The sequence below is a fragment of the Pseudophaeobacter profundi genome, assembly GCF_029697505.1.
Taxonomy (GTDB): Bacteria; Pseudomonadota; Alphaproteobacteria; order Rhodobacterales; family Rhodobacteraceae; genus Pseudophaeobacter; species Pseudophaeobacter profundi.
Genome location: NZ_JARJEF010000001.1, coordinates 87,546 through 113,099 on the forward strand (window position 1 = coordinate 87,546; position 25,554 = coordinate 113,099).

Annotated in this window: 23 protein-coding genes; 15 read left to right on the top strand and 8 right to left on the bottom strand. The window is 60.4% G+C overall.

Annotated features, from left to right (window positions below; all coding sequences use genetic code 11):
* Positions 1-2: 2 nt before the first annotated feature.
* The 3 genes from P2081_RS00425 (at position 3) to P2081_RS00435 (ending at position 2,199) form a co-directional block, all read left to right on the top strand.
* Positions 3-776 carry a phosphoadenylyl-sulfate reductase gene (locus P2081_RS00425; RefSeq protein WP_278920908.1) on the top strand — a complete coding sequence of 258 codons (774 nt, stop codon included), beginning with the start codon at positions 3-5 and terminating at the stop codon, positions 774-776.
* A gap of 5 nt (positions 777-781) precedes the next feature.
* Positions 782-1,183 (top strand): DUF934 domain-containing protein, encoded by a 402-nt coding sequence (locus P2081_RS00430; protein WP_278920909.1) that lies wholly within the window; start codon positions 782-784, stop codon positions 1,181-1,183.
* Positions 1,184-1,329: 146 nt separating this feature from the next.
* Positions 1,330-2,199 (top strand): ferredoxin--NADP reductase, encoded by an 870-nt coding sequence (locus tag P2081_RS00435; protein ID WP_278920910.1) that lies wholly within the window; start codon positions 1,330-1,332, stop codon positions 2,197-2,199.
* 219 nt (positions 2,200-2,418) lie between these two features.
* On the opposite strand, the gene P2081_RS00440 is transcribed toward P2081_RS00435, so the two are convergent.
* On the bottom strand, positions 2,419-3,090 hold the full coding sequence (locus P2081_RS00440) for a hypothetical protein (protein ID WP_278920911.1): 672 nt from the start codon (positions 3,088-3,090) through the stop codon (positions 2,419-2,421).
* A 458-nt stretch (positions 3,091-3,548) separates the two neighbouring features.
* Between P2081_RS00440 and infC the strand changes: the two genes are divergently transcribed.
* A complete protein-coding gene (gene infC / locus P2081_RS00445; RefSeq protein WP_278921435.1) occupies positions 3,549-4,010 on the top strand; it encodes a translation initiation factor IF-3 in 462 nt (153 codons plus the stop codon).
* Between the two features lie 129 nt (positions 4,011-4,139).
* Here infC and P2081_RS00450 read toward each other — a convergent pair whose 3' ends face one another.
* The 7 genes from P2081_RS00450 to P2081_RS00480 all read right to left on the bottom strand — a co-directional run bounded on the left by P2081_RS00450 (position 4,140) and on the right by P2081_RS00480 (position 12,628).
* Positions 4,140-4,928, bottom strand: a complete 789-nt coding sequence (locus P2081_RS00450) for an FAD binding domain-containing protein (RefSeq protein ID WP_278920912.1) — start codon at positions 4,926-4,928, stop codon at positions 4,140-4,142.
* Positions 4,929-5,037: 109 nt separating this feature from the next.
* Positions 5,038-7,416 (bottom strand): xanthine dehydrogenase family protein molybdopterin-binding subunit, encoded by a 2,379-nt coding sequence (locus tag P2081_RS00455; protein ID WP_278920913.1) that lies wholly within the window; start codon positions 7,414-7,416, stop codon positions 5,038-5,040.
* Between the two features lie 120 nt (positions 7,417-7,536).
* The gene (locus tag P2081_RS00460) at positions 7,537-8,022 is read right to left on the bottom strand and encodes a (2Fe-2S)-binding protein (protein WP_278920914.1); all 486 of its coding nucleotides are present in this window, start codon (positions 8,020-8,022) and stop codon (positions 7,537-7,539) included.
* Positions 8,023-8,271: 249 nt separating this feature from the next.
* Complete coding sequence (locus tag P2081_RS00465; protein ID WP_278920915.1) at positions 8,272-9,291, bottom strand: molybdopterin-binding protein; 1,020 nt, start codon at positions 9,289-9,291, stop codon at positions 8,272-8,274.
* On the bottom strand, positions 9,288-10,301 hold the full coding sequence (locus tag P2081_RS00470; protein WP_278920916.1) for an XdhC family protein: 1,014 nt from the start codon (positions 10,299-10,301) through the stop codon (positions 9,288-9,290). Before P2081_RS00470 ends, P2081_RS00465 begins: the two co-directional genes overlap by 4 nt.
* Positions 10,302-10,466: 165 nt before the next feature.
* Positions 10,467-11,720 carry a vWA domain-containing protein gene (locus P2081_RS00475; protein WP_278920917.1) on the bottom strand — a complete coding sequence of 418 codons (1,254 nt, stop codon included), beginning with the start codon at positions 11,718-11,720 and terminating at the stop codon, positions 10,467-10,469.
* Complete coding sequence (locus P2081_RS00480) at positions 11,720-12,628, bottom strand: AAA family ATPase (protein WP_278920918.1); 909 nt, start codon at positions 12,626-12,628, stop codon at positions 11,720-11,722. The genes P2081_RS00475 and P2081_RS00480 overlap by 1 nt, the downstream gene beginning before the upstream one ends.
* A gap of 426 nt (positions 12,629-13,054) precedes the next feature.
* Here P2081_RS00480 and P2081_RS00485 point away from each other — a divergent pair, with 426 nt between their 5' ends.
* The 11 genes from P2081_RS00485 (at position 13,055) to P2081_RS00535 (ending at position 25,486) form a co-directional block, all read left to right on the top strand.
* On the top strand, positions 13,055-14,098 hold the full coding sequence (locus tag P2081_RS00485) for a glycosyltransferase family 2 protein (protein WP_278920919.1): 1,044 nt from the start codon (positions 13,055-13,057) through the stop codon (positions 14,096-14,098).
* 8 nt (positions 14,099-14,106) lie between these two features.
* Positions 14,107-14,733 carry a sulfotransferase gene (locus tag P2081_RS00490; RefSeq protein ID WP_278920920.1) on the top strand — a complete coding sequence of 209 codons (627 nt, stop codon included), beginning with the start codon at positions 14,107-14,109 and terminating at the stop codon, positions 14,731-14,733.
* Complete coding sequence (locus tag P2081_RS00495; protein WP_278920921.1) at positions 14,733-17,114, top strand: glycosyltransferase family 2 protein; 2,382 nt, start codon at positions 14,733-14,735, stop codon at positions 17,112-17,114. The genes P2081_RS00490 and P2081_RS00495 overlap by 1 nt, the downstream gene beginning before the upstream one ends.
* Positions 17,115-17,117: 3 nt before the next feature.
* Entirely contained in the window at positions 17,118-17,855 is a 738-nt protein-coding gene (locus P2081_RS00500; protein WP_278920922.1) for an FkbM family methyltransferase, read from the top strand.
* A gap of 3 nt (positions 17,856-17,858) precedes the next feature.
* Positions 17,859-18,926 carry a glycosyltransferase family 2 protein gene (locus P2081_RS00505; RefSeq protein ID WP_278920923.1) on the top strand — a complete coding sequence of 356 codons (1,068 nt, stop codon included), beginning with the start codon at positions 17,859-17,861 and terminating at the stop codon, positions 18,924-18,926.
* A 190-nt stretch (positions 18,927-19,116) separates the two neighbouring features.
* On the top strand, positions 19,117-20,073 hold the full coding sequence (locus P2081_RS00510; protein ID WP_278920924.1) for a phosphoadenosine phosphosulfate reductase: 957 nt from the start codon (positions 19,117-19,119) through the stop codon (positions 20,071-20,073).
* 84 nt (positions 20,074-20,157) lie between these two features.
* Positions 20,158-21,210 carry a dihydroorotase gene (pyrC, locus tag P2081_RS00515; protein WP_278920925.1) on the top strand — a complete coding sequence of 351 codons (1,053 nt, stop codon included), beginning with the start codon at positions 20,158-20,160 and terminating at the stop codon, positions 21,208-21,210.
* Positions 21,211-21,328: 118 nt separating this feature from the next.
* The gene (locus tag P2081_RS00520) at positions 21,329-22,009 is read left to right on the top strand and encodes an orotate phosphoribosyltransferase (RefSeq protein ID WP_278920926.1); all 681 of its coding nucleotides are present in this window, start codon (positions 21,329-21,331) and stop codon (positions 22,007-22,009) included.
* Between the two features lie 239 nt (positions 22,010-22,248).
* On the top strand, positions 22,249-23,901 hold the full coding sequence (locus tag P2081_RS00525; protein ID WP_417699647.1) for a replicative DNA helicase: 1,653 nt from the start codon (positions 22,249-22,251) through the stop codon (positions 23,899-23,901).
* Positions 23,902-24,063: 162 nt separating this feature from the next.
* On the top strand, positions 24,064-24,378 hold the full coding sequence (locus P2081_RS00530) for an ArsR/SmtB family transcription factor (protein ID WP_278920927.1): 315 nt from the start codon (positions 24,064-24,066) through the stop codon (positions 24,376-24,378).
* Positions 24,379-24,433: 55 nt separating this feature from the next.
* A complete protein-coding gene (locus tag P2081_RS00535; RefSeq protein ID WP_278920928.1) occupies positions 24,434-25,486 on the top strand; it encodes a permease in 1,053 nt (350 codons plus the stop codon).
* Positions 25,487-25,554: the final 68 nt, after the last annotated feature.

The following is a 25,554-nucleotide window of genomic DNA, read 5'->3' on the forward strand; positions in this document are numbered from 1 at the left end:
CCATGGTGAACCTAGAACCCGACAGCTTTGAGCCAGACAGACCCGCTGCGACACAGAGCGCGCTGATTGACAAGGTGGCAGGGCTGAATGCCCGCTACCGGCATCATTCGGCCACGGCGGTGATGCAGGGCGCGCTGCAGGATGCCGGCCATATCGCGCTGGTCTCCAGCTTTGGCGCGGAATCGGTTGTGCTTTTGCATATGGCCGCCGTCATCGACCCGATGGTGCCGGTGCTGTTTGTCGATACCGAACTGTTGTTCACCGAAACGCTGGTCTACCAGCAAGAGGTGAGCGAACGTCTGGGGCTGCGTAATGTGCAGATCGTCAAGGCAGCGGATATCGCAGCCAAGGACCCCTATGGCGCGCTGCGCTTCTCTGACACCGATGCCTGCTGCGCCCTGCGCAAGACCGCGCCGCTACAGGCGGCGTTGGACGGGTTCGACGGCTGGATCACCGGGCGCAAACGCTTTCAGGCCGGCAGCCGCGCTGCGCTTGATTTCTTCGAGGTGGAAACCACCGAAACCGGATCAACCGGGCGCATCAAGATCAACCCGCTGGCCCATTGGGCACCGCAGGATGTGCGCGCCTATATGGACGAAAACCGCCTGCCGCGTCACCCGCTGGTGGCCAAGGGCTATCCGTCGATCGGCTGCGCGCCCTGCACCTCGCCCGTTGCAGCAGGCGAAGATCCCCGCGCCGGACGCTGGCGCGACCAGACCAAGGAAGAATGCGGCATCCACATTGTGAATGGCCAATTCATCCGCACAGGAGCATGAATGATATGACTGTAATCGTGACTGACGCGGGCTTTGGCCCCGAAACCTGGACCAAGGGCTTTGAAGGCGAAAACGCCCTTGATCTGACCTCTGATGCGGATCCCTCGGCACTGGTGAATGTGACCCAAGGGGTGGAAATCATCCGCATTGATTTCCCCAGCTTTGCCGATGGCCGGGGCTTTACCCTGGCGCGACAGCTGCGCCTCATGGGCTATGGCGGGCGTCTGCGTGCCCATGGACACGTGCTGGCGGATCAATATGCCATGGCGCGCCGCTGTGGGTTCGACGAGGTGGAAATCAGCGATGAGCTTGCCGCCCGGCAACCCCAGGATCAATGGCTTGCCCGCGCCAAGTGGAACGCCCATAATTATCAGGCCCGCCTGCGTGGCAGCTCTGCTGCCAGCTAAAGCCAGCGCCACCAGATCCGACAGGACGGCCCCAATGTGCAAGCCCAGTGGAACTGACGCTGCGGGTTTGCTACATTCCGGGGCTTCCCCTGACCTACATCAAAGATTAATCAGAGGTGCCGGTGATACCACTGGCAGAGCAACCGATGAATGAGATTACACCTGTGACAGATTCTGCGACCCAGCCCGCGCCCGCGCCTGTAAAGGCCGCCCCTGCCCTGCCCGATGCCCAGACTGTAACAGAGGTCAAGCATTGGACAGACAAGCTGTTTTCCTTCCGGGTGACCCGGCCCGCCTCTTTGCGTTTTCGCTCGGGCGAGTTTGTGATGATCGGGCTGATGAACGACCCCGACCCCAAAACCGGCAAGGTAAAGCCGCTGCTGCGTGCCTATTCCATTGCTTCGCCCAGCTGGGACGAAGAAATGGAGTTCTATTCCATCAAGGTCGAAGACGGCCCCCTGACCTCACGACTGCAGCATATTCAGCCCGGCGATGAAATCATCCTGCGCCCAAAACCCGTTGGCACTCTGGTGCATGACGCGCTGATCCCCGGCAAGCGGATCTGGTTTTTTGCCACTGGCACCGGCTTTGCGCCCTTTGCCTCGCTGCTGCGCGAACCCCAAACTTATGAAGACTACGATGAGGTCATCATCACCCACACCTGCCGCACCGCCGGTGAGCTGACCTATGGCGCCGAGCTGATCGAGGGGCTGAAGGACGACGAGCTGCTCAATGAGGTGATCGGTGAAGGCTTCTGGAAAAAGATCAAATACTACCCCACAACCACCCGCGAAGAGAGCCCGAAGATGGGCCGTATCACCGATCTGATCAACTCTGGCGAGGCCTATAAGGATCTTGGCGTCACCCCGCTGTGCCCCGATAACGACCGGGCAATGATCTGCGGCAACCTGGCCTTCAACCTGGAACTCAAAGCCATGCTGGAAGCAGCCGGGCTGGAAGAAGGTGCCAATTCCAAACCTGCGCAATATGTCGTCGAGAAAGCCTTTCTGGACTGATCTCCACACCAGGATCCCCTGCAGGCCATACCCTCGGGAATACCCCCTGGCATCGGCCAAAGCAGAACGCGCCCCATGCAAAAAGGGCAGCCTCGAAATTGAGGCTGCCCTTTTTTATGTCCGACTGTAACAGGCAGGCCAGTCAAACCAGTCAGGCCTGATAGAACGGGACCAACCCGACCAGCAAGATAGGCTGGCCAGATCGGAACAGGGCCGCTCTCAGAGCCCCAGCGCAGTCTTGATTTGGCTCAGCACCCCTGCCAGCAGCTCTGGGCTGTCCTTGGCCTGGGTAACAGCGCTGCTCAGCACCGATTTCGTGGCGGCATCCAGATCGGACTCTTCGATCATCGCCATCACCTTCTCATGGTCGAACCCGTCCAGGCTCAGATACTGCGCCATACCTTCGGTCGTGGCGCTGGCGCCCTCACCGGCAGCTGTCACCGCCTGCGAAACCGCCTCGGCGGTGGCATTTGCCGCGTCGCTTACCTCGTCAGTTGCACCCTCTACCACCTCGGCCGCAACCTCGCCTGCCTCTGTGGCAGCCCCTGCAACCGCTTCTGCAGCATTCTCGCCACCTTCGACGGCGGCGCTCACCGCTTCATTGGCCGCTGCGCCGGCCTCGCTCGCGACCTCACCAACCTCTTCGGCGACAGCATCAGCGGCTTCGCTTGCCGCCTCGTTGGCTGTCTCGACGGCCTCTTCCACTGCGGTGGTCACCTCCTCAACGCGTTCCTCTGTCGATGGCTCTGCGGTGTTCTCTTCCTCGACGACGGCTTCTGGGGCCATCTCGACCACGCCCTTGACCACGGTTTCCGGCTGTTGGCTCTGGACGTAGAAATAGCCCCCTGCAGCAACCACACCCAAACCCAAAATAACAAAAATAGGCTTCATGACCCGTCTCCTTCTATTATACTGCATTCCACGCAGACTTGATGGCTGGCAGGTGCGCGTTTGTGCCGACCATCACAAGGGGGAATAACCCGCGCGCCACCTCATCAGCCAATGCCCGCCGACAGACTCACCCCGGAACGGGCGCGTTTCAGCCAGTTGCGCAATGGACAAAAAATCGCTTTGACATTGCCAATCCGGGGTCAATCCGGGTCCAAGCCCCGACCAATCGTCCCGAAACCAGATTTGCGACCGGCAAAAGCGACAATCCAGCAGGAATTCCACCCCGCTTGCTCTCGTTGCGGCTTGAAACCTTGCCGGGTTAGGTTTAGGTTTCGAGCTCGAAATTCGGCAACAATCAAAGGATCAAAGCCATAGCCCGCAGACCTCATAATGCGCCGCCGCAACGTGACACCGGCCCGCGCACGAACGAAAAAATTCGCGCCTCTGAGATTCGCCTGATTGGCGCTGATGGCGAAAATGTCGGGGTCGTGCACCCTGCCAAGGCTATGGACATGGCACATGAGGCCGGTCTTGATCTGGTTGAAATTTCGCCAAATGCAACGCCTCCGGTCTGTAAGATCATGGATTTCGGCAAGTTCAAATATGAACAGCAGAAACGCGAAAGCGAAGCCCGCAAAAAACAAAAGATCATTGAAGTCAAAGAGGTCAAATTTCGGCCCAATACCGACACCAATGACTACGAAGTCAAAATGCGTAACGTCTACAAATTCCTGGAAGCGGGCGACAAGGTGAAAATCACCCTGCGGTTCCGCGGCCGTGAAATGGCGCACCAGAACCTGGGCCGCCAGTTGCTGGAACGCGTCGCCGAAGATGTGAAAGACCTGGGCAAGGTTGAAAACATGCCCAAGATGGAAGGCCGCCAAATGGTCATGATGATCGGCCCGCTTCCACAGAAATAGCACCAAACCTCGTTTGGCTAGAAACGCTCCACCCCATCCGGGCTGGGGCGTTTTTTACATGGCCACCCCTAATACGGGCCTAGACAGGATTTCCCCGCCCAGGCCCCACTCTATTCTTGATGACACGCTCTAGGCAGCAGCGGCAACCGCGCGTTTGGTCAAAACCGCAATCAAATGGGCGCGGTAGGCCTTGGAGCCATGAATATCCGCCATCATACCCTCAGGTGCGACTGACAGCCCCTCCAGCGCATCGGCGCTGAAATTGCGGCTCAGCGCCGCCTCAGCCTCGCTCCAGCGAAATACCCCCTCCTCAGATGCCCCCGTCACCGCCACCCGCACAGCACCGGCGAATTTGGCGACAAAGACCCCCACCAGCGCAAAACGCGACGCAGGCTGCACAAACTTCTGATAGTTGGCCACTTCCGGCACCGGCAGGCGCACCTCGGTGACGATCTCGCCCTCCTCCAGTACTGTGGTGAAAAGCCCATCAAAAAAGTCATCCGCCGCAATCTCGCGCGCATTGGTGACAATCACCGCCCCACTGGCCAAAGCAGCAGCCGGATAGCAGGCCGCCGGATCGTTATTGGCAAGTGAGCCTCCGATGGTGCCGCGGTTGCGCACCGCAGGATCGCCGATCTTGCCCGCCAAAGCAGCCAGCGCCGGATAGGCCGCGGCCGCCTCAGACGCCACCACCCCATGCGGCGTTGCTCCGCCAATGCAGACAGTGCCAGCCTCCAGTCTGACCCCCTGCATCTCGGCGATACCACTTAATGAGACCAGCTTGGAGGGGCTGGCCAACCGCTGTTTTAGCGTCGGGATCAGAGTTTGACCGCCGCCCAGCGCCTGCGCCTCCTCTGCACCCAGCGCCGCCACTGCATCCGCAATACTGGTGGGTTTTTCGACCTCGAAATTATACATTTCGCATTTCCTTCCCAGAACCGGCTCGCCCGGCCCTTTCATCTTTCCCAAAATACCTCGGGGAGCGCGAGGGGCAGAGCCCCTCGCCCATCAAGCTGCTACCCCGCACTCAGCCATTCATCGCCGCCCAGACCCGCGCAGGGCTCAACGGCATGTCGATATGGGTGACATCCTTGCCCATCGATTGCAGCGCATCGACCACCGCATTGACCACCGCCGGCGGCGAGCCAATGGCCCCCGCCTCGCCGCAGCCCTTTACCCCCAGGGGGTTATGAGTGCAGGGCGTCTGACAGGAATGATCGACCTGATAGAACGGCAGGTCATCCGCCCGTGGCATGGCATAGTCCATGTATGACGCCGATAGCAGCTGCCCGTCCTCATTATAGACCGCCGCCTCCAGCAGCGCCTGACCAATGCCCTGGCCAATACCACCGTGAACTTGACCATCCACGATCATCGGGTTCACGATATTGCCAAAATCATCCGCCGCGGCAAAGCGTTCAATGCTCACCTTACCGGTCTCCGGATCCAGCTCTACCTCGCAGGCATAGGCCCCCGACGGATAGGTAAAATTCGCAGGATCATAAAAGGCGGTTTCTTCCAGCCCCGGCTCGATATCTTCCAGTGGATAGTTGTGCGGCACATAGGCCGCCAGGGTCACATCCCCCCAGGCAAGGGATTTATCCGTGCCCGCAACCGAAAACTGACCGTCTTTCAGCTCGATATCCGCATCCGAGGCTTCCAGGATATGCGCGGCGATTTTCTTGGCCTTGGCGATGATCTTTTCAGTGGCCCGCACCATGGCAGAGCCACCAACCGCCAGCGAGCGGGACCCATAGGTCCCCATGCCCATCGGGGTGTTGGCGGTGTCGCCATGCACAATTTCCACCATGCTTTCATCAATGCCGATCATCTCGGCAATCACCTGCGGGAAGGATGTCTCATGCCCCTGGCCATGACTATGAGACCCGGTCATCACCACCAGACCACCAGTGGCATTGACCCGCACGGTTGCGCTTTCATACAGGCCAGCCCGCGCGCCCAGCTGCCCGACAAGGTTACTTGGCGCGATGCCGCAGGCTTCGATATAGCAGTTCACGCCTAGGCCACGCACCCGGCCGCTGGCCTCGCTTTTGGCGCGACGCGCAGCAAAGCCGGAAAGATCGGCAATCTCTTCCAGCTTGTCCATGGTGGCGTTGTAATCGCCGGTGTCATATTCCACCGCCACCGGCGTGGCATAGGGGAATTCGGTGATAAAGTTCTGCCGCCGCAGGGCAATCGGATCAACACCCAGTTCGCGCGCAGCCTTGTCGATGACGCGCTCCAGCTGAAATGTCGCCTCGGGGCGGCCCGCGCCGCGATAGGCATCCACCGGCACCGTATTGGTAAAGACCGCCTTGACGTTCACATAGATCAGCGGCGTCTTGTAATTGCCGGCCATCAGGGTGCCATGCAGCCAGGTGGGAACCGACGGCGCAAAGGTCGACAGATAGGCCCCCATATTGGCATGGGTATCCGTGCGCAGCGCGGTAAAGTTGTTGTCGCTGTCCAGTGCCAGTTGAATGGTGGTCACATGATCGCGCCCATGCGCATCCGAAATAAAGGCCTCAGACCGCGAAGAGGTCCATTTCACCGCCCGATTCAGGGCCTTGGCGGCAAAGGTACAAAAGGCCTCTTCGGCGTAGTGAAAGATCTTGGTACCAAAGCCCCCCCCCACATCGGGCGCAATGACACGCAGCTTGTGCTCTGGGATGCCCAGAACAAAGGCCCCCATCAACAGCCGGATCACATGCGGGTTCTGCGAGGTCGTATAAAGCGTGCTGTCGCCAGTGGCGCGATTGAAATCCCCCAGCGCCACGCGCGGCTCCATCGGGTTGGCAATCAGCCGGTTGTTGACCAGCTCCAGCGTCGTCACATGCGCGGCCTTGGCAAAGGCCTCTTCCACTGCGGGCTTGTTTTCTTCAACAAAACCCCAGTCATAGCAGAGGTTCGAGGTCAGATCGTCATGCACCTTGGTGGCGCCCTCCTTGAGGGCGGCCTTCATGTCGATGACGGCGGGCAGTTCCTCGATATCCAGCATGATCGCTTCGGCGGCGTCGCGGGCCTGCTCAAGACTGTCGGCGACAACGGCGGCAATAGCATCCCCGACATAGCGCACCTTGCCCTGGGCCAGAACCGGATGGGCTGGCTCCTGCATGACTTCGCCATGCTTATCGGTGATCTGCCAGCCGCAGGGAATACCGCCCACGGATTCAAAATCGGCACCGGTAAAAATCTGCACCACTCCTGGCATCGCGGCGGCATCGCTGGTGTCAATGGAAACGATCCGGCCATGCGCCACATCCGAGCGCAGGAAATACACATAGGCTTGGCCGTTCAGGTTGATATCATCTGTGTAATTGCCCGTCCCGGTCAGGAACCGGACATCTTCGCGCCGTTTCGGGCTGGCGCCAATGCCGCTGTCAATTTGGTCACTATCTTTTGGCATATTCAAATCTCCTCCCTGGAGGGTGCATCCAATGGCGCACCTCTTGGTTATGCAGTTTGATCTTTGCGTCTTGATATCTACCAGGGCCACACCTCCCAATGGGGCCCAAGAGGGGGCGGCTTATTCCGCCGCGATGGCGGATACATCCTGACCGGAGGCAGCCATGATCGCCTTGACGATATTATGGTACCCGGTGCAACGGCAGATATTGCCTTCAAGATACTCGCGGATCTCTTGCTCGCTGGGTTTGGGATTTTCTTGCAGCAGCGCCGCCGTCGACATCACCATGCCGGGCGTACAGAACCCACATTGCAGCCCGTGATGATCCTGGAAAGCCTGCTGAATGATATTGAGCGTCCCATCCGCAGCGGCCTGGCCTTCGATGGTTGCCACTTCTGCGCCTTCAGCCTCAATGGCCAGCATGGTGCAGGATTTGACCGCAATACCATTCACATGGACCACACAGGCCCCGCATTGGCTGGTATCACAGCCGACATGCGTGCCGGTCAGGCCCAGTTCTTCGCGCAGGAACGAGGAGAGCAAGGTGCGGCCCTCCGCCTCGGCTTGCGCAGGCTTGCCGTTCACGGTCATTGAGACCTTGGTCATGTATTCCTCCCATTTTTGCTACTTTTGTTGGCTAAGGGAAGTTAAGCACGGGATTGCGTCTCCGCGAACCCCTTTTAAGCGCGCCATCACAAACAATCTTGCCGCTTGGCAAGCTTTTGCCTTCGCTTTCTGCGGTACTGCGCGCAGCATCCAGCCCGCGCCACCCCAAGCTCGACCCCGAGAAACGGCGGCTGAATTCGCCGTAAATTCAGTTAAATCAAAAGGTAACACCCACCTCTTAATTCAACCTTAGTCCAAACTACGCGGCATGGGCCGGGTGGGGATCTCCTTTAGCAGGCCGCCGACACCCATCGCGGCAATATCGGCACTGCCCACCCGGCAACCACATAGAACCCGCTCCAGCACCCAATCCGCGCCATTCAGCGCCGGCGAGCGCGCGCAGCCCGGAAGGCCAATCACCGGCTTACCCTGCAATGCCCCGATAAACAGCAGGTTCCCAGGGTCCACAGGCATGCCAAAGCGGGTCACGCTGCCGCCGGCCCGGCGCAGTGCCTCTGGCGCCACATCCATTGGATCCGAGGTCGCAGACCCTGTGAGGATTAACAAGACCTCTCCTGGTGCCGCCGCCAAAGCCGCCGCCAGCTCCACCTCCTGGTGCGGCACCACCACCCGATCCGAAAGTTCCAGCCCCATGCGTTGCAATCGTCCCGCCATAGAGCGCCGCCCTTTGTCCGAAGGAATTTCTTGGCTGACGCTTGTCTCGATAAGGCTAGCCGAGGTAAAGACCGGCGGCAAAACACGCAGCGCGCCCGCCGCGCCTGCTCCGGCCTGCTTCACCGTCTCGGCCCCGACCCCATAGGAAATGATCTTGATGGTGGCAATCATACCATCCGCATCAACCCGGTGATAATCCGGCACCGTGGCGATGGTGATCATCGGATCAACCGCATTCACCGCCTCAAGTGCTGCTGGGTTCAGCTTGACAAGACCGGCAGCCAAGGCATAAAGGTTCACCCGGCCCGCACCAGCGCCAGAGATGCGAAGACCCAGGCCCGCCGCATCCGGCACCAGGGCCTGCGCCAGCGCCAGGGCAGCCGCATCTTCGTGCAGATCGCCTGCTTCCAGCCGGGCAACCGTGATCTGCGCATGACCCGCAGCCGCCAGATCCGCCAGATGCTGCGCCGTAAGACGGGTTCCCTTGGCAATCCGGTAGCGCAGCGCGTTTTCATAGGGGGGCTGGCCCGCCTGCATCGAATGCGCCAGGATCGCGCCTTCGGCCTTTGCGACAGGGACGGTGCCGAACTTCATTTGGCCCGACCGCGCAACACGGCAGTCATTTCCGCCAGGATAGAAACGGCGATCTCGGCCGGGCCTGCCGCGCCGATATCCAAACCGACGGGGCCATGAATACGGGTGATGTCCTGCGCCGCAAAGCCCGCAGCCTGCATCCGCTCTGCCCGGCTGGCCTGGGTGCGTTTGGACCCCAACGCACCAATATAAAAACAGCGCTGCTGCAGCCCCGCCACCAACGCGGGATCATCCAGTTTGGGGTCATGGGTCAGCAAGACCAGCGCGGTGCGCGCATCCAGCCCCAGCTTGGCAACCGCCTCATCCGGCCAATCCTCCAGCAGGGTCACACCGGGAAAACGCGCAGGCGTGGCAAAGGCCGCGCGGGGATCAATCACCACCGGATCATAGCCCGCCAGCATCGCCATCGGCACCAGCGCCTGGGCAATATGCACCGCCCCCACCACGACCAGCCGCAGCGGCGGGTTGTGCACTGCCACAAAGGTCTCTCCGTCGTCTTCGACCCCGGAGCGGTCCAGTCGCATCCGCTCGGGGTAGGCATCGCGCAGCACCGCGCCAATCCCCGTGGTCAGGTTCACCTCATAGGCCACCTGGTCGCGCGCCGTCTGCGCCGCCACCAGATCCGCCAGCAGGGCGACGGGCATGGAACCACCCACAGGTTCAACCAGAATGCGAATGGTGCCACCACAGGCCAGCCCAACGGCAAAGGCATCGCCATCGCTGACGCCATATTCCAGCACCCGGTGCTTGCCATCCGCCAGCGCCTCTTGCGCTTCCAGCACCACGGCACCTTCAACACAGCCGCCAGAAACAGAGCCCTCGATCTCGCCATCACCGCTGACGACCAGCTGTGCCCCCACCCGACGCGGGGCCGATCCCCAGGTCTGCACCACGGTGGCCAGGGCCGCCCCCCGACCGGCGCGGTGCCACGCCAGCGCGGTTTGCGCCGCACTGGCTGCCAAGGGGGAAACGTCGGCAGAGACGGGCGGGCTGTCACTAGTCTGGGTCATCTATCCTCCGGTCGGGCAGATCCTGCCCGCTTGGATACCAGCTTTGCGCGTCATCTTTGCAGTTTCAAGCCGCAAATCCGGACGCACGGCCCTACCCTGGCAAAACACGGCCCTACCCTGGCAAAAGATGTACGCGGCGACCACCAGCGGCGCGGAGCCCGCGCGTCACAAATCGCGCAGCAAGCGGGCTTTTTCGCCGCTCTCCTCGGGGCGCGAAATCACCTCTGCAAGATCCTGCAACGCGGCAATGGAATGGCCGGCCCGAAAGCTATCGACATAGGGTAACATGGCCCTAATGCCCTGCGCCTTGGCGGCAAACCCATCCCAGCGCAATAGCGGGTTCAGCCAAATCAGACGCCGCGCCGAAAGCTGCAGGCGCTGCATTTCCCGTTCCAGCGCCGCCGGGTCATCGCGATCAAGCCCATCGGTGATCAGCAGCACCACAGCGCCCTGCCCCATGACCCGGCGTGACCAGTCCCGGTTGAAGTCATGCAGGCAGGCACCAATCCGGGTGCCGCCCTCCCAGTCTTGCGCTTCGGCGCCTGCTGCGGCAAGGGCGGCATCGACATCGCGGGTGGCCAAATGGCGGGTGATATTGGTCAGCCGGGTGCCAAAGGTAAAGCCATGCACCCGGGCCCAGCCCGCCCCCTTGGCATTGCTGACCGTATGCAGGAAATGCAGCACGATACGGCTGTATTGGCTCATCGATCCGGAAATATCGCAGATCACCACCAGATTGGGCCAGCGGGTGCGGTGCTTGGCGCGGGCAATGAACTGGATATCGCCCCCGCGGCGGGCCGCTTCGCGGAAGGTGCGACGCCAATCCGGCCTGCTGCCCCGCTGTGCCGCCATCAGGCGACGCGACTGAAGCGGCGATACCGGCAGTTTCAACTGCGCCAGAATACGCTTGGCCTGCGCCACCTCGTCGGTGCTCATCTGTTCAAAATCCAGGCTGCGCAACCGTTCCTCGGCCGAGATGGTCAAGCTGGCATCCACCTCGATCTCGGTGCCCTCATCCTCAGGGGGATCGGGGGCATCAAGCTGCGGATTGGCCCCGTCCAGCAGGGCTTCGGCGGCGCGTTTTTCACCAGGCTTTGCCGCCTGTTCCTCTTGCACGCCGCGGATGGCAGGCAACAGCGCGGCCATCATCCGTTCCAGAAAACGCGGATCGCGCCAATACAGCCGAAAGACCTGGGCAAAGATCACCCGGTGTTCGGGTTTGGAGACAAAACAGGCATGCAGCGCCCAGTAGAAATCCTGCCGCGAAGTAAAGCCCGCCGCCGCCACCGCTGCCACCGCATCAATCACCCGCCCCGGCCCGATCGGCAGCCCTGCCTTGCGCAGGGCACGGGCAAAATGGGTGATATTCTGCGCCAGCCTGGGATTATCCGGCAGGGTGAGATCCGGCAATTCAACCATCAGCCAGCGTCCAGACTAGCCCGCGCCTGATCCAGAATGCGCTTGGCCTCGCCCCCCTGCACCTTAGAGATATCATCCTGATATTTCAGGATCGCCCCCAGGGTATCCGCAATCACCGCAGGCGACAGGTCAATGACATCCAGTGCCAGCAGACAATTGGCCCAGTCGATGGTTTCGGCAACGCCGGGCTTCTTGAACAGATCCTCTGTGCGCAGGCTCTGCACAAAGGCCACCACCTCCCGGCTGAGCTGCGCCGCCAAGGTCGGCGCGCGTGCATTCAAGATCTCTACCTCGCGGTCAAAATCGGGATAATCCACCCAATGATACAGGCAACGGCGTTTTAATGCGTCGTGCACCTCGCGGGTTCGGTTGGAGGTCAGAACCACGATGGGCGGCACCGGTGCCTTGATGGTGCCCAGTTCGGGGATAGTGACCTGAAAATCCGACAGCGCCTCAAGCAGAAAGGCCTCAAAGGGTTCATCGGTCCGGTCAAGTTCATCAATCAACAGCACCGGCGGGCCGTTCTCATCCGGGCGCATCGCCTCAAGCAGCGGCCGCTCGATCAGAAATTCATCCGAGAACAGCTCTCCTTGCAGGGTTGCGCGATCAGCGCCGCCTGCTGCTTCGGCAGTGCGAATGGCCACCATCTGGGCGGCAAAGTTCCATTCATAAACCGCCGAGGAAGCATCAAGCCCTTCGTAGCATTGCAGCCGGATCAGCCGCCGCCCAAAGGCCGCCGCCAGCGCCTTGGCGATTTCGGTCTTGCCCACCCCGGCTTCGCCCTCAAGAAACAGCGGGCGACCCAGTTTCAGCGATAGAAACACCACCACCGCCAGGGCGCGATCACAGACATAGCCCTGTTCGCCCAGCGCAGTCTGCACCTGCTCAATTGTCGCGGCCTGCATCATTCGTGGCATCCTTCCTTGGGCTGTTTGCCGGGGTCTCGTTACCGGGGGCTCTTTGGGTTTCAACCAAGAGGCCACGGGCATGGCACCGGGTCAAGCCACAGCGCCGCCGCAACTGCGGCACGGAGCAAGGACCCGGCCCCGGCGCAACACTCTTGCAACAGCACCGGCCAGAGTAAAGACGCCAAGGCCCGCAACGATTGACCCAGAGGGGCGGCAATGCAAAGCTGCCGCCAATAAGAACACGCGCCCGACAAACCGGGGCATAGAGGCAGACAGGTCGATGCACCGAACATCCAGCTCCAGGCCTTCAGGTTCCGGGCCACACAGTTCGTTCGGGGGCTGCGGGGGGCTTGCGCTTGGCAGCCCTGACGCTGCCTCGGGAAATCCCTCGCGCTGCGGTCTGCACCGCATGAAAGGGGATGTGACATGCGTATCACTGCAGTAACCTGCGTCAAGAACGAGGGCCCGTTCCTGCTGGAATGGATCGCCTATAACAGGCTGATCGGCGTCACAGATTTTCTTTTCTATTCAAACGACTGCACCGATGGTACGGCGGAATTGCTCGATGCCTTGGCGGCGCGTGGCCTGCTGACCCATCTGCCCAATCCAGCGCAGGGGCGCAACTACCAGATGGAAGCGCTGAAAGATGCCGCCCATCAGCCGCTGGTACAGGAGGCCGATTGGGTCTGGATCGCAGATGTGGATGAATTTCTCAATATACACACCGGGGATCATAGCATTCCCGCCCTGATCACGGCCTGTGGCAACCCCGGTGCAATTTCCGTCAGCTTTCAGTTCTTTGCCAACGACGGGATAGAGGCATTTGTTGATGAGCCGGTGATCGCACAGTTCAGCCGCTCTCATAATCCCGATATCTGGTGTGCCGAAACCGCAATTGAAGTCAAAACCCTGGTGCGTCAGGATTTTCCGCTGAAATACTACGGCGCGCACCGGCCTTTCTTCAAGAAAGGCCTGCCACCCCGCAAGTTCCCCCACTGGTGCGATGGATCCGGGCGCGATGTGCCAGCCAAGTTTCTGGTGGCGGACAATCCCCGCCGCATCCGTAAATTCCCCGCCAAGGGCAGCCGCGATCTGGCCACTCTCAACCACTATGCGCTGCGCTCGCTTGACAGCTACCTGGTCAAGAATGACCGCGGCGATGTCAACCGCGAGCACCGCGCCTTTGACGACAGCTATTGGCGCGAACGCAATGACCCCGCCTATGAGGATCGCTCTATCCTGCGCTATCTGCCCGATCTGCAAGAGGCGCTGAAGGCGCTGAAATCGGACCCCGAAATCGCCGCGCTGCACGAGATCTGCCTGCAGCGGCACCGGGACAGGCGCGATCAGCTGTTGGCCCAGCCAGATTATCAGCAGATGCGTCAGCAACTCTTGACCGCCCCGACCCTGCCACCGCAGGAAGAGGCCTTGCTGACCGATCTGGGCCTGTTGCCCGCGCAGGGATCCTGAGGCGCGCCATGGTTCTGAAAGTCATCAACCTCGGCCTGCCGAAATCCGGCACCACGACCCTGAACCGGGCGCTGTCGCGGGCGGGGTATCATGTCGCCGATCATCGCCTGAAAGAGCGCGAGGAAGACCGCCCCGGCAAGCGCCGCGTCTTTGTCGGCTCGCTGCTCTACAAGGGGCTCTATGAGGTCGGCGACCCGATGGCCTATATGCAGGAGTATGACGCGGTCAGCGAGATCAGCTTTATTCATGGCAAATTCTCGATCTGGCCGCAGTTTGATTTTGCCATGATCAAGGTGTTGCAAGATCTATACCCAGAAGCGCGTTTCATCGCCACCAGGCGCGATGCTGCAAGCCATTCAAAATCAATCATGGCCTGGAACAATCTTGGCACGACCCGGTTGCCCGCGAGCACGGTTCCGGGGCTGCCGATTGGCTATGGCAAAACCGCCGATCAACAGATGCGGTGGATTGATGGCCACTACGAAGCGCTGGCCCATTGGTTTCGCGATGATCCCAGGTATCTGGAGCTCGACATCGCCAACCCGGATGCCCAGGCCCAGGTCAGCCGCCACCTGAACCGCGACCTGCCCTGGTGGGGCAAGGCCAATGTCAACAAAAAGGCACAGGATAGCTGATGCGGATCTATCTACATATCGGGCTGGAACAGACTGGCGCGGATCATCTGCAACGCATCATGGCCGACAAGCGGTCCCAATTGCAGGCCAAGGGCACCCTGTTTCCCCGCGCCCCCGGTTCCAGCAACCATACGCGCCTGTTCATGGCGGTCACCGATGCAGATCATATTGACCCCCTGCGCTACAATCGCGGCTTTATCACGACGGAAAAGCAGGCACGCCTGCGCGAGAAGCTGATCGAAGATCTGCACCGAGAAGTGGACAAGGCCAAGCCAGACAGGCTGATCCTGTCGGCCTCGCAGCTGGGGGCAAAACTGCACCGCAAAAGCGAGCTGGAACGGTTGAAAGCCCTGCTGACGCCGCTGTCGGATGATATCAGGATCGTCGCCCATATTGATAGTCCCGCCTGCGCACTGGTACATCACTACGGCACCCAGATCCTGGAGGGACGCGACCGCACGCTGGACCAGGAGCTGGCGCTGATCGCCAGGCTGGCGCAGGAGCAGGACATGGGCTGGTGGCAGGCCGCGCTGACCACTCTGCCACAGCCAGACCCGCAGGCCGGGCAGTTTGAAGAAACCCAAGCCGCGCCTTTCTGGCTCGACTACACGGCTTTGCAACAGCACTGGGAGGCCACATTTGGCACCGGCGCCGTGTCGTTTCGCCCCTTTGCCCCCGCAAGCATCTATGGCACCGAGGCCCCCAGTGAGATCTGCGCCGCCTTTGGCATTGACGGGCAGATTGGGCGCAGCCCAGAGGCCAAGGTGCCGCAACAGCCCTCTGCCGCCCAGCTGGCGCGCAGTCGGCAGCTCAATACCTTGCTGTTGCAGCTGCTGGCCCAGCGCAAAATGATCCTGCCGCGTCCGCTCTGGCGCAGTTTTCTGAACGAGATCGCCATCGAAGGTGAGCCGATCGATCCCGCCAGCCTTGCCGCAGTCTCACAGTATTTTTCGGCTGCCAATCAAGCCCTTGCGCGCCAGCACCCGGCGCTGCTGGCCGTTGACTTCGGGGTCATTTCCGCCAAGACCAAGCCCAGCCCCCCTTGGCAAGAGGCCGCGACGACACGCGGATATCGCGCCTCGCAGTACCTGCTGACCTTCATGCGCCGCATCACCAAGGCCACCAAGGAAGAAAGACGCGGCAAGGCGGCCGATTTGCAGGATCTGGACCAGGCCGAAACACCCCAGCGCCCCCGGCCCAGCAAAGACGCCCTGGCCGTGATGCCCCCGCTGGCGGTGGAAAACTTCGACATGCTACAAAGCTCTGCGTTCAAGCCACACAACATGCTGGGTCAAAAGGGCGAAGACCAGCCTCAATCACCATATCGCGAAGTACCGCTCCGGCAGCTGACACCGGGGTCCAGCGGCAATGTCATTGTCGGCTGCATGAAAAACGAAGCCCCCTATATCCTGGAATGGATCGCCTATCACCGCGGCATCGGGGTTGATAACTTTCTCATCTACACCAATGGCTGCGAAGATGGCACCAGCGAACTGCTGGACCGCCTACAGGATCTGGGTATCGTGCAGCATCGGAACAATGACAACTGGAAGGGCAACTCGCCGCAGCAACATGCGCTGAACCAATCCTTGAAAGAGCCGCTGATCCGCGATTCGGAATGGGTGATCCATATTGATGTGGATGAATTCATCAATGTGCGCTGTGGCAATGGCACGCTGCAGGATCTGTTCGATCAGGTGCCGGACGCCAGCAATATCGCCATGACCTGGCGACTGTTTGGTTCAAACGGGGTGGACCGCCTGCATGACAGGTTCGTCATTGGCCAGTTTGACGCCTGCGCACCGAAATATTGCCCCAAACCGCATACAGTCTGGGGCTTTAAGACCATGTTCAAGAACATTGGCGCCTATCAAAAGATCAGCTGCCACCGCCCCAACAAACTGACAGCGCCCCTGCGCGATCAGGTGAAATGGGTCAATGGGTCGGGCCGCGACATGACGCGGGAAGCCATTGACAATGGCTGGCGCAACTCGCGCAAATCCATCGGCTATGATCTGGTCCAGCTGAACCACTATGCGCTGCGCTCAGCCGAGAGCTTTCTGGTCAAACGCCAGCGCGGGCGCGCCCTGCATGTGGATCGCTCTATCGGGATCAACTACTGGATCCGTATGGACTGGAACGATCACCGCGATATCACTATCCAGCGCAACCTGCCGCGGTTGCAGGCTGAATATGATCGCCTTCTAAAGGACAAGGCGCTGCGCAACTGGCACCAAAAGGGGCTGGACTGGCACCGCGCCAAGGCCGATGAATTGCATGACATGGCCGAATTTGAAGACCTGTTTCAACAGGCGCTGCGCCTCAAACTGACCGCAACCGAACGCGTCGCCTATGCGCTGGCGCTTGATCTGGAGAGCTAAGACATGAGCGAGACGCCCGCCGCCCCCCAGGCAAATACAGCAGGGGCCATCCCGTCTGATGTGGCAAAGCCGCAAAAGATCCTGAAATGCCGTGGTATGCGCTTTCCGTTGGACCGCAACGTCCTGCCGCCGCGCATCCGCACCTTGCTGCGCAACGATGCCTATGAGGCCAAAGAGGCAACCGCTGCCAAAAAACTGATAAAGCCGCAGGATGTGGTGATGGAGTTGGGGGCCGGCATTGGCTTTATGTCCACCCTTGTGGCCACCCAGACCCCAGCCAAATCGGTCCACTCCTACGAGGCCAACCCGCAGCTTTTGCCCTATATTGCCCAGGTGCATGCGCTCAACAAGGTGACCAACGCCCATGTCACCCATGCGGTTCTGGGTGAGCGCGACGGCACCGCGCCCTTTTATATCCGCAAGAATTTTCTGGCCTCCTCTCTGGATCCAATGGAAGACAGCGCAGACTGCACCAAGGTCGATGTGCCAACCCGTGACGTCAACGCGGTGATCCGCGATCTTTCCCCCACAGTGCTGATCTGCGACATCGAGGGGGCCGAGGCGGATCTATTGCCCAAGATGGATCTGACCGGGCTGCGGGCAGTCGTCATCGAAACCCACCCGCAATGGATCGGCAAGATCGGCATGCAAAAGGTGTTTCGCTGCCTGGATGCGGCTGGTCTGGTGTTTTTTCCGCGCTGGTCCCACGGCAAGGTCGCCGTGTTCCGCTCTGATTGGTAAGATATGCGCTGCCTCGCCATCCTGACTGTTCGCAACGAAGGCGCTTTTCTCTTGGAATGGCTGGCGCATCACCGGGCTGTGGGCTTCACGGATTTCCTGGTGTTTTCCAATGATTGCCAGGATGGCACCGATGCCATGCTGGACCGCCTAGAGGCGCTTGGCCAGCTGACCCACCTGCGCAATGATGGTCCCTATGGCAAGGGCGGCATCCAGTTCACCGCAATGAAACGTGCCGATACCCACCCCCTGGTGCAACAGGCCGACTGGATCCTGGCGCTGGATGTCGATGAATTTGTCAATATCAAGACCGGCGACGGCACCCTGACAGACCTGCTGACCGCCCTGCCCGAAGCCGATGCAATCACCCTGACCTGGCGATTGTTTGGCAATAATGATGTGCTGCGCTTTGAAGACACCCCCGTAAGCGCGCAGTTCTGCCGCTGCGCCCCAGAGGTGATCCACTGGCCCTGGCGCGCCTCGATGTTCAAGACGCTGTATCGCAACGATGGCACCTATCAAAAAATTGGCATCCACCGCCCCCGGTCGGTCAAGGATCCGCAACAGCTGGACCAGTTCCGCTGGTTCGATTGCTGCGGGCGCGAACTGGGGGAAGCCTTCAAATCCCGGCGTCTGTTCTCCAACTTTGGTCGCCCCAACTATGACCTGGCCCAGTTGAACCACTACCCCTTGGGCGCAATGGAAAGCTACGTCCTGAAGGCCGCGCGCGGACGGGCCGTTCATACGCAGGACATGCTGGGGGTCGACTATTGGGTCGAGCGCAATTTCAACACCGAAACAGATCACTCGATCGAACGCTACGCCAGCGCCCGCCGCAGCCTGGAAAAGACCCTCTTGCAGGATCCTGCGCTGGCAGATCTGCGCAAAAAATCAGTGGCCTGGCGGCACGAACACTTTCGCGTGCTGATGCAGCAAGAACCCTATCGGGCGCTGTTCGCCCGTCTGCTGATGACGCCCCCTTCGCGCCCTATAAATGCCGTCACCGCCAAGACACTGACCAAATTCGCCAATATGGGCCGTGCCGCACAAAGCTCTGCCAAGGATGCGCCCTGACGGGCCGCCGGACTGCGCCCAGACGCGCAGGCAAAACTCCCACTCAGCCCCCCCCCTCTCGCTCTGCTCGCGCCCGCAAACTGGGCAGGAGTCAGCAAAGCGACTAGAGTTTTTCCTAATTTGGCCGCATTCCGGGCCTAAATCTTATAGATATCCACCGCTGCTGCGGCCTGAGTAAGGGATTTTGGCGATGCAAGAGAACCTTGAGATCTTGAATGAAGACCTGTCAGGTCTGAAACCCGCCCAGTGGCAGGACCGCCTTGCTACCCTCACCGAAGAACTGGGCATGTTCCAGCCCTTGGGGGAAAAACACTGCGCCACCTTTCTGGATCAGGGCGATACCCTGCTGGTCACCTTTGAAACCCAAGAGGGCCTGCACAACCTCTCCCCTCTGGCCCAGCCGCTTGGCTTTGACATGGTCAAACAAGAAGGCTGGTCGCATCTTGGCCTTATTTCCAAGGGTGACACCTGGTTCCGCGACCCGCAGGTCTTTGGCTTTATTGACCAGCTGATCGACGATGGTTTCTTTGAAGAATTTGACAAGGTGATCTTTTACGGCGCAGGCCCCTGTGGCTATGCGGCCGCGGCCTTTTCCGTGGCGTCCCCCGGCGCAACCGTGGTGGCAATCCAGCCCCAGGCCACCTTGGACCCGCGCCTAACGGAATGGGATGATCGCTTCGTCGAAATGCGCCGTACCTCCTTTAGTGATCGCTATGGCTTTGCCCCCGATATGCTGGATGGGGCCAAAGAGGCCTTTGTCTTTTATGACCCCTACGAACGGTTGGACGCCATGCATGCGGCGCTGTTCCACCGCCCCTGCGTTACCCGCCTGCGGGTGCCCAACCTTGGCGCGGCCGTACAGACGCGAATGGTAAAAATGGGCCTCCTGAACCAGATCCTGCAGCTGGCAGCCGACGGAAGGTTTGATTACATGGCATTTGCCCGGCTGTTCCGGGCACGGCGCGATGATTCCTCTTACCTGCGGGCCTTGATGGGGCGGCTTGACCAATTGGACCGCCCCTATCTGCAAACCCTCTTGTGCCGCAATGTTCTGGGGCGGCTCAGCGCCCCGCGCTTTCGTCGCCGCCTGAACACTCTGGAACAACGCGCCGCCGAGGGCGAATTCAAACTGCCCTCCTCGCTGTAGCCACCGGGGCAAAACTGCCTTTTCCAGCCCCATAGACGGGACCGGCGTCTTTTCCTTTCTGCCAAGCTATGCTAACGCGACGCCATGACCCAGCCCCCGCTTCAGACGCTCACCCTGACCCGCCCCGACGACTGGCATCTGCACCTGCGCGACGGCGCGATGCTGCAGGCCGTCTTGCCAGAAACCGCCCGCGATTTTGGCCGCGCCATCATCATGCCCAACCTGGTGCCGCCCGTGGTCACCGGCGCGCAAGCAAGCGCCTACCGCGACCGCATTATGGCGGCCCTGCCTGATGGCATGGATTTCACCCCCCTGATGACGCTTTACCTGACCGAAGACACCGATCCCGCAGATGTTGCCGCCGCCCATGCCTCTGGCCTGGTAAAGGCCGTCAAACTCTACCCTGCCGGGGCCACGACAAATTCCAGCAGCGGCGTCAGCAACTTTGACAAGGTGCGACCTGTGCTGGACAAAATGGCCGAGATCGGCCTGCCGCTCTGCGTGCATGGCGAAGTCACCGACGCCGAGATCGACATCTTCGACCGCGAAGCCGTCTTTATTGACCGTGTGCTGGACCCCATCCGCAAGGCAACACCGGGACTGAAAGTGGTGATGGAACATATCACCACCCGCGACGGCGTCGACTATGTGAAATCCAATGCCCGCGACCTTGGTGCAACGATCACCACCCACCACCTGATCATCAACCGCAACCACCTGCTGGTGGGCGGGATCAAGCCGCATTACTATTGCCTGCCCGTGGCCAAACGCGAAGAGCACCGCCTGGCCCTGCGCGCCGCCGCAACCTCGGGGGATTCTCGCTTTTTCCTTGGCACCGATTCAGCCCCGCATACGGACCCCAATAAAGAAAGCGGCTGCGGCTGTGCCGGCTGTTTCACCGCCACCAATACCATGGCGCTGCTTGCGCATGTCTTTGACGAAGACGGTACCCTGGATCAGTTGCAGCACTTTGCCAGCAAGAACGGCCCCGCCTTTTACGGACTACCCGAAAACCAAACGACCCTCACCCTGGTAAAGTCCGACCAGCCCAGCCAGTTCCCCGCCAAAATCAACAGCGATGACGGCCCCGTCACCGTCTTTGATCCCGGCTTCCCGGTCTTCTGGTCCGTTGCCTGACCCGCGCCCGCCCGAGCGCCCCCAAAGGGATCAGGCACCCGGTTTCATCTTACCCTAAATACCTCCGCCGGAGGCTCCTGCCCGCGCCACGGGTCCCCAAGTTCCCAAAGGATACGCCATGATCCCAACTGCCTACCCCACCCGTGAAGAGATCGCTCGCCTGTCGGCGCGCATGCTGCTGGAAATCGGCGCGGTGAACTTCAACACCGACACGCCCTATATCCTGGCCTCTGGTCTGCCCTCGCCCAGCTATATCGACTGCCGCAAGCTCATTTCCTACCCACGGATTCGCGCCACCTTGATGGATTTCATGACCGTGACGGTCATGCGCAACGCAGGTTTCGAAGCCTTTGATAATATTGCTGGCGGCGAAACTGCCGGCATTCCCTTCTCTGCTCTGGTGGCCGAGCGCATGGCCCTGCCAATGACCTATGTGCGCAAAAAGCCCAAAGGCTATGGCCGGAATGCCCGGATCGAAGGCGTGATGTCAGAGGGCCAGCGGGTTCTGCTGGTGGAAGACATGACAACCGATGGCGGCTCCAAGCTGTCCTTTGTCGATGCCATCCGCGAAACCGGTGCCAGCTGTGGCCACACCGCGGTGATCTTCTACTATGATATCTTCCCGGAAACCACAAAACGCCTGGGCGACCATGGGGTAGAACTGCATTACCTGTGCACCTGGTGGGATGTACTGGCCGAAGCCAAGGCGCAAGAAGCCTTTGATCCGGCAACCCTGGATGAAGTGGAAAACTTCCTGCGTGACCCGCGCGCCTGGCAAGAGGCCAATAAGCCCGGCTAACACGGCCCCTTGCCACACCGACCAAGGCCGCCTGACAGCATGGGCGGCCTTTTGTGGTCTTGGGTTTCAGGCCTCATTCCAAAACGATCCCGCCCCAGGTTCGCGATCGGGTTCGCGATCGGGCCTCTTCACCATTTGCGCAGTTATCCACAGGCCCGCCGCGCTTACCCACAAGATTTCCCGATACCCAAACCGGACAGAAAACTCTATCACTGGCGCTAATAGCGAAGAGAGCAGCAATGAACGAAACCCCGCCCTATGACGGCGGTGCCCCCAGTGCGCCGATGCCCGATGAAATGCCTGATCACATCTCAAGCGAGATGCCAGAAGAGATGTCGCCCGACATGATCGCAGGCGCTGCTGATCCCGGTGCCGCCACAGGTGGCCAGGCCTTGGCCCCTCTGGGGCAAACGGGAATGGCCGTCGCCCTGGCCGCCAAACCCGCCGAAGCGGTTGAGCTCCCGCACTCGGTCGAGGCCGAACAGCAGCTTTTGGGCGCCATCCTGACCAATAATGACGTCTACGACCGGATTGCCTCGATCATCAATGCCAGCCATTTCTATGATCCGGTCCATACCCGCATCTATGAAATCGCGGCAGCGCGGATCTCCAAGAACGCGCTTGCCTCTCCCGTGACGCTCAAGGCCTTTATGGAAGACGATGAGGGGCTGAAAGAACTGGGCGGTCCGGCCTATCTGGCCAAGTTGGCGAGTTCCTCCATTTCTGCCTTTGCGGTGCGTGACTATGCGCAGATGATCTATGATCTGGCGATCCGACGCGAGTTGATCGCCCTGGGCCAGAGCATCTCTGACAAGGCGCGCCGGGTGGATGTGGCCTCTGAACCAAAGGAGCAGATCGTCGAGGCCGAGCAGTCGCTCTATCAGCTGGCAGAACAGGGCCAGACCGAAAGCGGCTTCAAATCTTTTCTGAAGGCGGTCACCGAAGCGGTCAATGTCACCAATGAAGCCTATCAGCGCGGCGGCGGCATGGCCGGGATTTCAACCGGGCTTGCCGATCTTGACAAGCAGCTTGGCGGGTTGCACCCCTCTGACTTGTTGATCCTGGCCGGGCGCCCCTCGATGGGGAAGACCTCGCTGGCGACCAATATCGCGTTCAATGTAGCCAAGGCCTATAAGAAAGGCACCAAACCAGACGGAAGCGAAGGCGCGATCGACGGTGGGGTGGTTGGCTTTTTCTCGCTCGAAATGTCGGCGGAACAGCTGGCGGGCCGGGTCCTGGCCGAAGCCTCGGAAATCAGTTCCCACAAGATTCGCCAGGGCGACATGACCGAAAGCGAATTCCGCCGCTTTGTCCAGGCTGCCAAGGATCTGGAAAGCTGCCCGCTGTTCATTGACGACACGCCTGCTCTGCCGATTTCGCAGCTGGCGGCGCGGGCGCGGCGGTTGAAACGAACCCATGGGCTGGACGTTCTGGTTATTGACTATCTGCAGCTCTGTCGTGGTATGGCCGAAAACCGGGTGAACGAAATTGCCGAAATCTCCATGGGGATGAAGGCCATCGCCAAGGAATTGCAGATCCCGGTGATCGCCCTGTCGCAGTTGTCGCGTCAGGTGGAAAACCGCGATGACAAACGCCCGCAGCTGTCGGACCTTCGGGAATCCGGGTCGATCGAACAGGATGCCGATGTGGTGATGTTTGTGTTCCGCGAAGAATACTACAAGGAACGCGAAAAACCAGGCGACCATGAGCTGGACAAGATGGAAGAATGGAAAACCGCGATGGAGCGACTGCACGCCAAGGCAGAAGTCATCGTCGGCAAGCAGCGTCACGGCCCCATCGGCACGGTTGAACTGTCATTCACCGCCGAATTCACCCGTTTTGGCAACCTGGCCAAGGCCTGGCAAAATGGCCCGCGTGAAGACGAATATTAAGCCCCCCGCCCCTGCCAGGCAATCTGAGCGGGGGCGCTTTCCTTTCCTGACCAGACCAGTCGACTTTTCTATCGGACATGCCATTGGTGGTGCCCTTGCTTTAAAGTGATGGATTTCACCGGGCGGCTTGACAAAACCACATTTGTAGTTTTATTCATACCCATGATGAAACATAGCTCCGCCGCCCAATCGCTTGCCGCACTTGGCCACGACGCCCGCCTGACAATCTTTCGGTTGCTGGTGCGGGCGGGTCACGATGGTCTCAACATTGGTGAGATCGGGCAGCACTTGGGAATGGCGGCATCCACGCTAGCCTATCACCTCAAGACGCTGGTGGACGCCGGACTGGTGACACAGGAACGACAGGGGCGGCAGATCGTCAACCGCGTTGATTTTGATGTCATGCATCAAACCGTGTCGTTCCTCACCTCGGAATGTTGTTCGGGGATAAAGCTGGCAAGCAAAGGGGCAGCCTGATGCCAAGCCCCGCTTTTCTACCGGCAAATACAACTACAAAATTAAGGATGTAGACATGACTGACCTCTCTCTCACTGTCCGATCCCGGACGATTGACGTACTCCACCGGCTCTGGACAAAGGAAAGGGTCTGGCTGATCTCGGCAGCAATTCTTGCGCTGTTGTTCATCTTTGCCACGCCCCTTGGTGTTACCACGGCAGGGTTCGTGGCGCAGAACCTTGCCAATGTCGCGCCTTTCCTCGCGCTTTCCGTCGGGATCGCGGCCTATGCGGGGGCAACGGGCGCTGACGGGCTGATCGCGCGGGCCTTTACCGGATCGCCCGTTGTCATGATTCTTATCGCTGCAGCGATCGGCGGGCTTTCACCGTTTTGTTCTTGCGGCGTTATCCCTCTGATCGCCGCGCTTCTGGCAATGGGTGTGCCGCTTTCGGCGGTCATGGCCTTCTGGCTGGCCTCACCGGTGATGGACCCTTCGATGTTCTTTCTGACCACCGGCGTGCTGGGTTTCGAGTTTGCAGTTGCAAAAACGCTGGCGGCGCTGGGGCTGGGGGTTCTTGGCGGTTTTACCGTTCACGTCCTGTCCCATGCGGGTGGCCTGTCCGATCCGCTGCGCGAGGGTGTCGGCAATGGTGGCTGCGGCGGAGCCAAGGTTCGCACGGTGCAGCCTGTCGTCTGGAAATTCTGGCGCGATGAAGCGCGTGTTGCAAAATTCTGGCGCGAAGGCATCAAGACCACGCTTTTTCTCGCCAAGTGGCTGACCCTCGCCTTCATCCTTGAAAGCCTGATGCTGGCCTGGTTACCTGCCGATCTGGTTGCACGTTCGCTGGGCGGCACCGGCCTTGCGCCAATCGCAATTGCAACGCTTGTGGGAGTGCCTGCCTATCTGAACGGTTATGCCGCCCTGCCGCTGGTCGGCGGCCTGATGGGGCAAGGCATGGCACCGGGCGCCGGCCTGGCGTTTCTGGTTGCAGGTGGGGTCAGCTCGCTCCCGGCAGCAATCGCAGTCTGGGCCTTGGTCAAAAAAGAGGTGTTCGCCCTCTATCTTGCCATTGCGCTTACCGGTTCATTTGCCATCGGACTGCTGTTTCAGCTCTGGACTGCGCTCTAGCGCGCAGTTGATTTCATGCACAGCTTTGCGGGCCTTCGCGGAAGGCCTGCAAGATCCGCCGCGCCTGA